Raw genomic sequence first — 10042 nt, forward strand, 5'->3', positions numbered from 1 at the left:
TGCTGCGGACGATCCGCCGGCTGCGGGCCTCGATCCCCCGGCAGCGGAGCCGGATCCGACACCGAACAGAGGAGAGATCGTGATGGCGGACCAGCACTACCAGGTACGGGCGATCGGACGGGTGGAGTCGCCGCTGACGGACCGGGTGGGCGCCCCCAAGCAGGGGGACGAGGGTGGGCCGGACGCCTGGCTGGTGTTCGACCCCTCGGTCGAGCGGGGGCTGCGGGACCTGGCGGCCGGGCAGGAGGTGCTGCTGCTGACCTGGCTCGACCGGGCCGACCGCGAGGTGCTCGCCGTCCACCCGCGCGGTGACCACGCCCGGCCGGAGACCGGGGTCTTCGCCACCCGCTCGCCCGACCGCCCCAACCCCATCGGCCTGCACCGGGTCACCGTCCTCGCCGTGGACGGCCCGCGGATCCGGGTCAGCGACCTGGAGGCCATCGACGGCACGCCGATCCTGGACGTGAAGCCTGTGCTGCCCCGGGGTGGCGAGCGTTGAGGGCGACCGGCGCTTCAGTCGGTGGTGGTTCCCTGCTCGGCGGCGGTTACCAACTCCAGGAAGCGCTGGCCAAGTTCGGTGACTTCCTCGGCCGTCCAGTCCTGCGCCGGGCCGTCGAGGCTCACCTCGGCCATGGCGAGGCCGGGGGCGGCGTCGGTCCACTCCGGGACGAACCAGATCTTCTCCCGCTCGGCGAGGGCGAGGACGGCGGCGTTCAGGGCCTGCGCGGGGTGGGGCAGCCAGAGCTGGAACTCATGGGTGGGCGGGGCTTCCGGGTGGATGCGGGCGCCGGGGAGGGCGGCCAGGGCCGGGATGAGGGTCTTGGCGTGAGCGGCGAAGCCGGGCAGTTCGGGGAGCGCGGTCTCCAGGCCGGAGAGCGCGGAGAGGGCGGCCGGCCACTGCTGGTAGAGCTGGCCGCCGCAGCGGTGGCGCCAGGTGCGGGCGTAGGCGGTGAACGCCTTGTCCCCGGCGAGGGCGGCGCCGCTGATGCCGCCGAGGTCCTTGTAGAAGGACACGTAGACGCTGTCGGCGAGGGCGGCGATCTCGTCGAGCCGCTTGCCGAAGTGGGCGGTGGTGTTCCAGAGCCGGGCGCCGTCGAAGTGCACCCGGGCGCCGGTCTCGCGGGCGGCGGCGGTGAGTTCGGTCAGTTCGTCCCAGGTGGGGAGGAGGAAGCCGGTGTCGCGCAGGGGGAGTTCGACGACCAGGGTGCCGAAGGGCTCACCGAGGTCGTGGAGTTCGGCGGGGGTCGGCTGGCGCTGCTCGGTGGTGGGCCAGAGGCCGCGCAGACCGGTCAGCTGGGTGTGGGCGTGGCGCTCGTGCCGCTCGATGTGACTGAGCGGGTGGAGGGCAACGGTCCGGTTGTTGGTCTGCTCGGCGTGGTAGCGCAGGGCCACCTGCTGGGCCATGGTGCCGGTGGGGAAGAAGACCGCGTCCTCTTTGCCGAGAAGGGCGGCGGTGCGCTCTTCGAGTTCGGTGACGGGGCCGCCGTTGCCGTAGACGTCGGGGTAGAGGTTCGGGTCGACTGCGGCGGCGAGGGCGGTGAGCCGCTCGTGGATGGTGACGGGGCGGGCTCCGGAGAAGAAGCGCTTGCTGGCTCGACGGGCTGCGCGGAGGCGACCCCAGTCGATCTGGTCATCGGTCATCCGGCGATTGTCGGCCGGAGGGGAGGGCGGACCAACTGCTTTTCCGGCGTGCCCCGCACCGCCCCCGCCTTGTGGGACCGCTCCCCGTAATCGCTCAGCACTGTACGGTGGCGGATTCCCCGGGGTTGAGCACCACACGCTCCTCCGCGGGCCCGTCGTCACGGCGCACGGCCACCCGGAACTCGCCCGGAAGGTCCTCCGGAACGGTGACCGTGTAGACGACGACGGGCACGTTTCCGTGGTGGGAGGAGAACACCGCCCGGGCCGCGAACACCCGCCCCTGGCAGGAGAGGTGGTCGATCTCCTCGCCGCTGGCCATCAGGGTCCACGCCCACGCCGGGTGCCCGTGGTCGGTGAACCGCGCGGCCCCCAGGAACTTGCCGGCCCCGGGGACCGGGAGGGCGTCGAGGTGCATCTGCTCGGCCGACGCGCACTTCTTACTCACCCCCATTTCGCTGACATCCGCCATGCAGAAGCCGCCGGTCTGCTCGGCGCGCCAGATCAGCTCCGGGCCGTAGCCTCCGTCGTAGTCGGCCACGGCGACCTCGCTGTCCCGCGCGGGCGCCGTACCGTCCTCCTTGGCCATGCGAAGGGCGGCCTGTCTGGCGTCCGCCGGGAAGACCGGGCGGGGGATGCTCGGGGTGGCGGCCGGAGTTGCGGCGCCACCACCGGAAGCGGTCATCGCGCCTCCGGCGGGTCCATGGTCCTCGGACGCCCCGCTGCACGCGGCGACTCCGAGGACCAGACCTGCGAGAACGATGCGAAGCCTCGTGGCAATGCCCGTTGCGCGGACCATCTCTCTCCCCTCCCTCCGTACACCAGATGAGGTGCGGACCTTCACGATGGCATGGAGTCGGATCGAAAAGGCCGACGGCCGCGTCGGACTTTGGTCACGGATCGTCCACAGGCAGAGGTGGGCGTCGGCGCTGAATGGCCCCGCTGAGCGCGGAGTTGACCAGCAGGGTCACCGCGCAGAGGACCAGGAGGAAGAGCAGGTGCGCCATGCCGGGGTCGTCGTGGCGCAGCGGGTGGGCAGCGAGAGCCCCCGCGCCCGTCCCGACCGCGACGGAGAACGCTGCGGCGGCGACCAGGGAGGCGCGGGGGCGGGTCGGTGACGTCATGAGGCCTTCGGGGGAGGCGGGCCGATGTCTTCGGGGCGCGCGGTCCACTCGATGCCGCCGTGCGGCGGGCGGAGGTAGAGGCGGCCGCCGATGAGGTCCATGACGACGCCGAGTTAAGGGTCGCTTTGAGGTCGTCGAGCGCGTCGGCGGCCTCGCGGCGGTCCTCGGCGGTGATCTTTCTGAGCATGGAAGTCATGGCGCTGCTCCTGATGAGTTCGGGGATTCCCCCCACCAGATTGCTATTGCGGAGCTACGCTGTGAAGTCGAATGGTCACGCAAGGGCGATCTTCCTGAGTGCGCAACCCCTGTTGTTGGAGGACGAGCTCGACGAGCGGATTTCGGCACGGATGGAGCGGACCGTGACCGCCGTCCGCGAGGGCGAGTTCGGCGCCACCACCATCTGACCTCGCGGCCTTGGGCGTCGCGCCCAAGGCCGCCACCACCGCCGGAGGCATCCGCATGGCCAGGCGCGACTACGAGGACGACCCGAACGCCCCCGAGCCCAACAGTCTGGTGCCCGCAGCATCCGCAGTTGTAGTGGACGGCCTCGGCCGCGTCCTGCTCCAGCGCCGTACCGACAACAATATGTGGGCCCTGCCCGGCGGGACCATGGAACTCGGCGAGTCCATCGGCGACTGCGCGATCCGCGAGACCCGCGAGGAGACCGGCATCGACATCGCCGTCACCGGCATCGTCGGCACCTACACCGACCCCGGCCACATCCTGGCCTACGACGACGGCGAGGTCCGCCAGGAGTTCTCCATCTGCCTCCTCGCCGCCGCCACCGGCGGTGAGCTCCGTACCTCCGACGAGTCCTTCGAGGTCGGCTGGTTCACCCCCGCCGAGGTCGACGCCCTCCCGATCCTCCCCAGCATCCGCAAGCGCCTCACCGACTGGCGCAGCGGCCGCATCCCCGCCGTCCGTTAGGGACCGGCCCCGGGTGCGCGGGCGGTTCCCAGGAAATTCTCAGAACTCGGCAACCGAACGGCAGTTCCACAGAGTCTCCCCTGTGACCGGGCACGCGGGCCCGGCTGGCACAGAAACCGGCTCCGAGCACGATGAACCTGACGGGAACCCCCTTCCTCATCCTCACGATCGTTCTGTTCGTGGGCTCCATCGTGCTGGCCATGGCGCAATGGCTGGGCCGGGGAAGGTTCTTCGGGCGGGCGCGAACCCCGGAACAGCGGCGCACGCCGCTGCGCGCGCTCTCCTACCTCGGCACGGTGCTGCTCTGCCAGTTCACCGCCGTGGCCATGGTCTTCGTGATCGTCAACAACGAGAACCAGCTCTACGACAACTGGGGTGACCTGCTGGGCAACTCCAGCCACGTCCGGGCCGTGCCCGTGCCCCCGAAGGACGAGGGCCTGGCCGGCGACCGGGGTGCCGCCCCCGCCGGCTCGTCCGGCACCCCCGCGCCCAAGGTGCCGCAGACCTTCCACGCGCCCGACTCGGACGCCGTGCCCAGGAACGTGAAGCAGGCCGACCTCAAGGGCCGGCTCTCCGGAGTCGACGGCGAGGTCCTGGTCTGGACGCCGCCGCAGTACGACGACCCCGCGTACAAGGACAAGACCTTCCCGGTGGTCGAACTGCTCGCCGGGTTCCCCGGATCCTCCAGCGCCTGGTTCGGCGATGCCATGGAAGCGACCAAACAGCTGGAACCACAGATGAAGTCCGGTCAGGTGACCCCGTTCATCCTGGTCGCACCGCGCGTCACCCTCCTCGGCAAGACCGACACCGGGTGCGCCGACATTCCGGGCAAGGTCAACGCCGACACCTGGCTCTCGCGGGACGTCCCGCAGATGATCGTGGACAACTTCCGGGCCGACACCACCCCGGACCGCTGGGCCCTGTCCGGCTACTCGGCCGGCGCTCACTGCGCCCTGCGCCTCGCGCTCTCCCACCCGAACCGGTACCGTGCCGCGATCAGCATGTCCGGCTACAACGACCCGGCCGGCGAACAGGACTCACTGACCGCCAAGGACCCGAAGCTGCGCGAGACCTCCAACCCGCTCTACATCCTCACCCACGCCCCGACGCCGCCGAACGTCGCGCTCTACGTGACCGGCAAGCGGGGCGACGGGCTGGAGGACGCGACCGCCCTCCAGCAGGCGGCGAAGAGCCCGACCACTGTCACACCGTTCGAGACCACCGGTGCGCACCTGACGTCGACCTGGAAGCCGCTGGTCGTCCCGACCTTCAAGTGGCTGAGCGGGATCATCCCGCCCCGCTGACCCCGCCAGGGCCTCGAGTTTGCATTCGCAGCTCGGTCTCGGCGGTCGGCGCATCGACGCCTCTCGCAATATATGCGGCCGTATCAGATTTGATAGTTATCGATCTACTGTGACGTAGGTCACTGAAAAAGGGTGACAGGCTGTTGTCGCGAAGGGTCGCGATGATCGACTCATGACGATCACAGACGAGGACTGCCTCGCCGAGACCCTGGCCTTCAACGAGCAGTTCGAGGCCGCCGCCGTCCTCCGGCCCCCGCGCGGGCAAGCACCCGACGCGGCCCTGATTGCGCACCTGCGACGCAACCGGCTCGGCGGCGACACGCCTCCGGTGCGACTGCCCCAGGGCCAGGACCGCGTCCTCCCGTCCGGGGTGAAGGTCCGGGTGTTCCGGCCGGAGCACGTCGACGGCGTGTACCTGCACATCCACGGCGGCGGCTGGGCGTTCGGCTCGGCCGACGGGCAGGACGAGAAGCTCTGGAGCCTGGCCACCGAAGCCCGACTGGCCGTGGTGAGCGTGGACTACCGCCTTGCCCCGGAGCACCCCTTCCCTGCCGGGCCCGACGACTGCGAGGCCGCCGCCCGCTGGCTGGTGGAGCATGCCGAGGCCGAGTTCGGCACCCGGCGGCTGCTGATCGGCGGCGAGTCGGCGGGCGCCCACCTGAGCGTCCTGACCCTGCTGCGGCTGCGCGACCGGCACGGCATCACCGGCGCGTTCCGGGCGGCCCACCTGGCCTTCGGCCCGTACGACCTGTCGATGACGCCGAGCCAGCGGCTGTTCGGCTCCCGGCGGCTGCTCAGCAACTCCGACTCGGTGCGGGGCAGCTACGAGCTCTTCACGCCGGGCCTGGGCCCGGACGAGCGGCGTGACCCGGAGGTCTCGCCGCTGTACGCCGACCTGACCGGACTGCCGCCCGCCCGGATCGTCGTCGGCACCGAGGACCCGCTGCTGGACGACTCGCTCTTCCTGGCCCAGCGCTGGCAGGCGGCCGGGGCGCCCGTCCAGCTCGGCGTCGTCGCCGGGGCGATGCACGGCTTCACCCTGTTCCCGCTGACCGTCACCGCGCGGGAACAGCAGCGAGAGCGGGACTTCCTGGCCGGCGCGTGACGGTAGCGTCGGCCGCATGAACCGCACCCCTCGGCTCTATGCACTGGTGGAAGAGTTGCGCGCGGCGGCGCCGCGATCGTTGACGGTCGCCACGCTCGCCGCGCGGTTCGAGGTGAGCGCGCGCACCGTCCAGCGCGACCTCCAGGCGCTGATGGAGTCGGGCGTCCCGGTGCGCGCCACCACCGGGCGGGGCGGGGGCTGGTCGATCGACCCGGCGATGACCCTCCCGCCGATCCGTTTCACCCCCGAGGAGGCCTCGGCGCTGGTCGCCGCGCTCGCCGCGGCCGACGCCTCGGCCCCGTACGCCGGCGCGGCCCGGACGGCGGCTCAGAAGATCGTCGCCGCGATGTCCGGCCCCGCCTCGACGGCGGCTCAGGAACTCGCCGCCCGGATCGTCGCGCTGCCGACCCGGACCGCGGAGTCGGTCCGCATCGCGGTGGAGCGGGCCCTCACCGACGGCACGGTGCTGCGGCTGTCCTACGCCGACGCGGCCGGGCGGGAGAGCGACCGCGCCGTGGAACCGGCCGGACTGCTCACCGCCGACGGCAAGTGGTACCTCATCGCCTGGTGCCGCACCCGCCGGGCCGGCCGGGGCTTCCGGCTGGACCGCATCACCGCGGCGACCCCGACCGGCGAACCGGCCCCGCCCCACGACCTGGCCGCCCTGCTGCAGGGATCGGCCGCCGTCGGCGCGGTACGGCCCACCGCGCTGGCTCCGCTCACGCCCTGAGGGTGCTGGGGACCCGGCCGTCAGGAGCAGGGCAAGTCGGCCGGGCCGGCTTCTCGCGGCCGAACAGGGGCGTCCGGCGCGGGCTTCTGGGCTTCGATGATGAAGTAGCGTGGGAGACATGGCGGATGAGGGCGCGAGAACAGTCCCTGTGGCCGCTCCAACCTCCTCCTCCCGGCGGGCGGTGCCCGCCCTGATGTTCTCCCAGGGCGTCAGCGTGGCGGGTACGCAGGTCACGGCGCTGGCTCTGCCGACGCTGGCGATCCTCCTCCTGGGCGCAGGTCCGCTGGCCGCCTCCCTGCTCTTCGCCCTGGAGTACGGGGTGCAGGGCCTGACCGGGCCGTTCGCCGGGGTGCTGGTCGACCGGGTCGCCTCCCGCCGGCGGCTGCTGGTCACCGTGGACGTCGTCCAGCTCCTGCTGATCGCCACCGTGCCACTGGCGCACGCCGCCGGCGCGCTGACCTTGGTCCACCTCTACGGGGTGGCGGCAGTCTCCGGTGCGCTCGGCGGGCTCTCCGCCATCGCGGTGCCGACCGCGGTGTCCGGCTTCGTGCCCGAGGACGGCCTGGTCGCCGCCAACGCCAAGCTGGCCGGGGCCCGTTCGGTCGGCCAGATCGCCGGGCCCGGGCTGGCCGCCGGGCTGGTCCAAGCCGTCGGGGCGGCCACCGCGATGGTCGCGGACGCGGTCAGCTACGGGCTGTCCGCCCTGGCCCTGAGCCTGCCCGGGCTCCAGCGGAATGCCGCACCGGAGACCGTGGCCGGGCGGCCGGGGATCGCCGAGTCCCTGCGGGAGGGCCTCGGGGTGCTCCGCGACCAACCGGTGCTGGCCCGGCTCGCGGTCGCCGCCGCCGCCCTCAACTTCGGCGGGGCCGGGCTGGGCGGCCTCTTCGCCTACTTCGCCTACCAGGTCGCCGACCTGGGCCCCGGCGAGGTCGGTCTCACCACGACCGCCTTCAGCGTGGCGGCCGTGACCGCCGTCCTCACCGCCAAGAAGGTCATCGCCCGGGTCGGCCCGACCCGGGTGATCCCGGTCTTCGGCCCGCTCGCTGCGGCTGCCCTGTTCCTGATCCCGGCCGCCTCGCTGGGCTTCGCCCTGCCGGTGCTGATCACCTACCAGCTGGTGTTCGGCTTCTGCGCGACCGTCTGGGCGGTCAGCTCGGTGACCCTGCAGCAGCTGCTCTCCCCGCCGGACCAGCTCGGCCGGGTGCTCGGTCTTTCACGCTCGATGGGCCAGCTCGTCATGCCGGTCGGCGCGCTGCTGGGCGGCACCCTGGCCGGGGTGGTCGGCACCACCGGGGCGCTGACCGTTTTCGCCGCGATCGCCCTGACCGGCACCCTCGCGGTCGTGACGACCCGCCCCCGGACCGTGCTGCCCGGGGCGCTCCGGACGTGATCGTGCGCAAGGTCAACCTCGGTAGTGCCAAAGGAGTTTCGCGGCACGTCCGGTCGAGCACACCCGCTGGGGGGCACCACAGTTCGAGCGAGGCCGAGGTGAAGGAGCAACCATGAGCAGCCCCACCCGTCGTGACGTCCTGCGCTGGGGAGCCGCCGCCCTCCCGGCCGTCGGCGGACTCCTCCTACCCGTAACAGCTCGGGCCGCCAACGCCGTTGACCCGTCCTCCTGGATGGCCGCCCTGGCTGACGCCACCCCGTTGACCACCCTCACCATCCCCGGCACCCACGCCTCCTGCTGCACCGACCCCTGGCACGGCACCGAGTGGTCCCACACCCAGAACTGGGGCCTGCCGGAGCAACTCCATTGCGGCATCCGCTTCCTGGACATCCGCTGCAACGGCCTGGCCGGCACCGCCGACGAACTCGGCGTCTACCACAGCGACGCCTACCAGTACCTGCGCCTCCAGGACGTCCTCGACCAGTGCCGCGCCTTTCTCGCCACGCGCCCCGGCGAGACCGTCGTCATGCGGATCAGGAACGAGTACGCAGGCGGAAACCGGCTCGAAGCCCCCGAGTTCCAGCGCCGGATCAACCACTACCTGGACGACCTCGGCTACCGCCCGTTGTTCTGGACCAACCCCTGGTGGCCCACCCTCGGCCAGGCCCGCGGCCGCATCGTCCTCGCCGCCGACTTCGCCAACCCCTGGTCGGTCATCCAGTGGTCCAGCGGAACCAACCCCTGGTTCGCCACCCAGGACACCTTCCAGGGCGTCAGCCTCGCTGCCAAGTCCCAGGCCGTCATCGACTGGTTCGACCGCGCCCACAACGACCAGGGCTCCCCGCGGATGTACGTCAACTTCACCAGCTACGCCAACGGCGGCTGGCCCAAGGTCAACGCCGACGCCATCCTCCCGCCCGTGCGCGACTACCTCGACGCCCGCCGCCGGCAGCCCGCCCACTTCGGCATCGTCCCGATGGACTTCCCGGACTTCCACACCGACGTACTGCAACTGCTCATCGACAGGAACTTCATCGCCCGCTGACCGTCCGGGCGGTAGCCTCCGGCCATGGCCGCATCCGCTCCGCTGACCCTGCCCACCCGCTACGACGGCGACCCCGACCGGGTCGCACTCGTCATCCCCGGTGGCGGCTACGAGCCCGCCCGACCACTGCTGCACTTCGCCCGCGCCGTCCTGCTTCGGCACGGCTGGACGGTCCAGGAACTGTGGTGGCAACCTCCGGGGGAATGGACCGACTTGACGATGGACGAGTGGATCGCCTGGGTGGAGCGGCAGGTCACCGAGGCCGTCGACGCCGAGCGCGGCGCCTGCCGGCTGCTGGTCGGCAAGTCCCTCGGCTCCTTCGCCGGCGGCCTCGCCGCCGACCGCCGGCTCGCGGCGGCCTGGCTGACGCCCGTCCTCACCCTCGACCACGTGGCCCGCGCGCTCGGACGGGCCCAGGCGCCGACCCTGCTGGTCGGCGGGAGCGCCGACCGGCGGTGGGACCGCCGGATCGCCGACTCGACCGGGCACGAGGTGCTGGAACTGCCGGGCGCCGACCACGGATTGGAGCGTGACGGCGACCCGCTCGGCTCGGTCGACGTCCTGCGGCAGGTCGTCGAGCGGCTGGACTGCTTCGTGGGCTCGCTCGCCGCCCGCTGACCCCTGACCGCTGAGCCTCAGGTTTCCTGGGAGGGGAGGGCGCCCGCCCAAGGGGCAGAAGATCTGGTGTGCGGCTATCCAGTGGTGCCGCCGGGGGCGGGGGGCCCCCCCCCGCCCCGCGCGGGGGCCGGGGGGGAGCGGGACGCGGCCGCGGGGCCACG

12 protein-coding genes are annotated in these 10042 nt (G+C 72.2%); 9 read left to right on the plus strand and 3 right to left on the minus strand.

The window, feature by feature from the left end:
- Nucleotides 1-82: 82 nt before the first annotated feature.
- Nucleotides 83-499 (plus strand): tRNA (N6-threonylcarbamoyladenosine(37)-N6)-methyltransferase TrmO, encoded by a 417-nt coding sequence (gene tsaA / locus ACWC9T_RS30415; protein ID WP_449824257.1) that lies wholly within the window; start codon nt 83-85, stop codon nt 497-499.
- Between the two features lie 14 nt (nt 500-513).
- On the opposite strand, the gene ACWC9T_RS30420 is transcribed toward tsaA, so the two are convergent.
- The 3 genes from ACWC9T_RS30420 to ACWC9T_RS30430 all read right to left on the minus strand — a co-directional run bounded on the left by ACWC9T_RS30420 (nt 514) and on the right by ACWC9T_RS30430 (nt 2762).
- Nucleotides 514-1641, minus strand: a complete 1128-nt coding sequence (locus ACWC9T_RS30420) for a threonine aldolase family protein (RefSeq protein WP_449824258.1) — start codon at nt 1639-1641, stop codon at nt 514-516.
- 94 nt (nt 1642-1735) lie between these two features.
- Nucleotides 1736-2323 (minus strand): hypothetical protein, encoded by a 588-nt coding sequence (locus ACWC9T_RS30425; RefSeq protein ID WP_449824259.1) that lies wholly within the window; start codon nt 2321-2323, stop codon nt 1736-1738.
- A gap of 208 nt (nt 2324-2531) precedes the next feature.
- Entirely contained in the window at nt 2532-2762 is a 231-nt protein-coding gene (locus tag ACWC9T_RS30430; protein WP_449824260.1) for a hypothetical protein, read from the minus strand.
- A gap of 194 nt (nt 2763-2956) precedes the next feature.
- Here ACWC9T_RS30430 and ACWC9T_RS30435 point away from each other — a divergent pair, with 194 nt between their 5' ends.
- The 8 genes from ACWC9T_RS30435 (at nt 2957) to ACWC9T_RS30470 (ending at nt 9881) form a co-directional block, all read left to right on the plus strand.
- On the plus strand, nt 2957-3166 hold the full coding sequence (locus ACWC9T_RS30435; RefSeq protein WP_449824261.1) for a hypothetical protein: 210 nt from the start codon (nt 2957-2959) through the stop codon (nt 3164-3166).
- Between the two features lie 55 nt (nt 3167-3221).
- On the plus strand, nt 3222-3689 hold the full coding sequence (locus ACWC9T_RS30440) for an NUDIX hydrolase (protein ID WP_449824270.1): 468 nt from the start codon (nt 3222-3224) through the stop codon (nt 3687-3689).
- A 131-nt stretch (nt 3690-3820) separates the two neighbouring features.
- Nucleotides 3821-4993, plus strand: a complete 1173-nt coding sequence (locus ACWC9T_RS30445; protein WP_449824262.1) for an alpha/beta hydrolase — start codon at nt 3821-3823, stop codon at nt 4991-4993.
- A gap of 172 nt (nt 4994-5165) precedes the next feature.
- A complete protein-coding gene (locus ACWC9T_RS30450) occupies nt 5166-6098 on the plus strand; it encodes an alpha/beta hydrolase (RefSeq protein WP_449824263.1) in 933 nt (310 codons plus the stop codon).
- A gap of 16 nt (nt 6099-6114) precedes the next feature.
- On the plus strand, nt 6115-6828 hold the full coding sequence (locus ACWC9T_RS30455) for a helix-turn-helix transcriptional regulator (protein WP_449824264.1): 714 nt from the start codon (nt 6115-6117) through the stop codon (nt 6826-6828).
- A gap of 148 nt (nt 6829-6976) precedes the next feature.
- Nucleotides 6977-8218 carry an MFS transporter gene (locus ACWC9T_RS30460; RefSeq protein WP_449824265.1) on the plus strand — a complete coding sequence of 414 codons (1242 nt, stop codon included), beginning with the start codon at nt 6977-6979 and terminating at the stop codon, nt 8216-8218.
- 112 nt (nt 8219-8330) lie between these two features.
- Nucleotides 8331-9263, plus strand: coding sequence for a phosphatidylinositol-specific phospholipase C (locus ACWC9T_RS30465; protein ID WP_449824266.1), 933 nt, complete (start codon nt 8331-8333; stop codon nt 9261-9263).
- Nucleotides 9264-9287: 24 nt separating this feature from the next.
- Nucleotides 9288-9881 carry an alpha/beta hydrolase gene (locus ACWC9T_RS30470; RefSeq protein WP_449824267.1) on the plus strand — a complete coding sequence of 198 codons (594 nt, stop codon included), beginning with the start codon at nt 9288-9290 and terminating at the stop codon, nt 9879-9881.
- Nucleotides 9882-10042 lie beyond the last annotated feature (161 nt).

The sequence above is a fragment of the Kitasatospora sp. NPDC001159 genome (assembly GCF_053598235.1).

Excerpts from the sequence above, each read along its gene's own strand:
- ACWC9T_RS30465 (WP_449824266.1), top strand. The coding sequence starts at position 8,331 with ATGAGCAGCCCCACCCGTCGTGACGTCCTGCGCTGGGGAGCCGCCGCC.
- ACWC9T_RS30430 (WP_449824260.1), bottom strand. The coding sequence starts at position 2,762 with ATGACGTCACCGACCCGCCCCCGCGCCTCCCTGGTCGCCGCCGCAGCG.
- ACWC9T_RS30420 (WP_449824258.1), bottom strand. The coding sequence starts at position 1,641 with ATGACCGATGACCAGATCGACTGGGGTCGCCTCCGCGCAGCCCGTCGA.
- ACWC9T_RS30470 (WP_449824267.1), top strand. The coding sequence starts at position 9,288 with ATGGCCGCATCCGCTCCGCTGACCCTGCCCACCCGCTACGACGGCGAC.
- ACWC9T_RS30440 (WP_449824270.1), top strand. The coding sequence starts at position 3,222 with ATGGCCAGGCGCGACTACGAGGACGACCCGAACGCCCCCGAGCCCAAC.
- tsaA (WP_449824257.1), top strand. The coding sequence starts at position 83 with ATGGCGGACCAGCACTACCAGGTACGGGCGATCGGACGGGTGGAGTCG.
- ACWC9T_RS30455 (WP_449824264.1), top strand. The coding sequence starts at position 6,115 with ATGAACCGCACCCCTCGGCTCTATGCACTGGTGGAAGAGTTGCGCGCG.
- ACWC9T_RS30450 (WP_449824263.1), top strand. The coding sequence starts at position 5,166 with ATGACGATCACAGACGAGGACTGCCTCGCCGAGACCCTGGCCTTCAAC.
- ACWC9T_RS30425 (WP_449824259.1), bottom strand. The coding sequence starts at position 2,323 with ATGACCGCTTCCGGTGGTGGCGCCGCAACTCCGGCCGCCACCCCGAGC.
- ACWC9T_RS30435 (WP_449824261.1), top strand. The coding sequence starts at position 2,957 with ATGGCGCTGCTCCTGATGAGTTCGGGGATTCCCCCCACCAGATTGCTA.
- ACWC9T_RS30445 (WP_449824262.1), top strand. The coding sequence starts at position 3,821 with ATGAACCTGACGGGAACCCCCTTCCTCATCCTCACGATCGTTCTGTTC.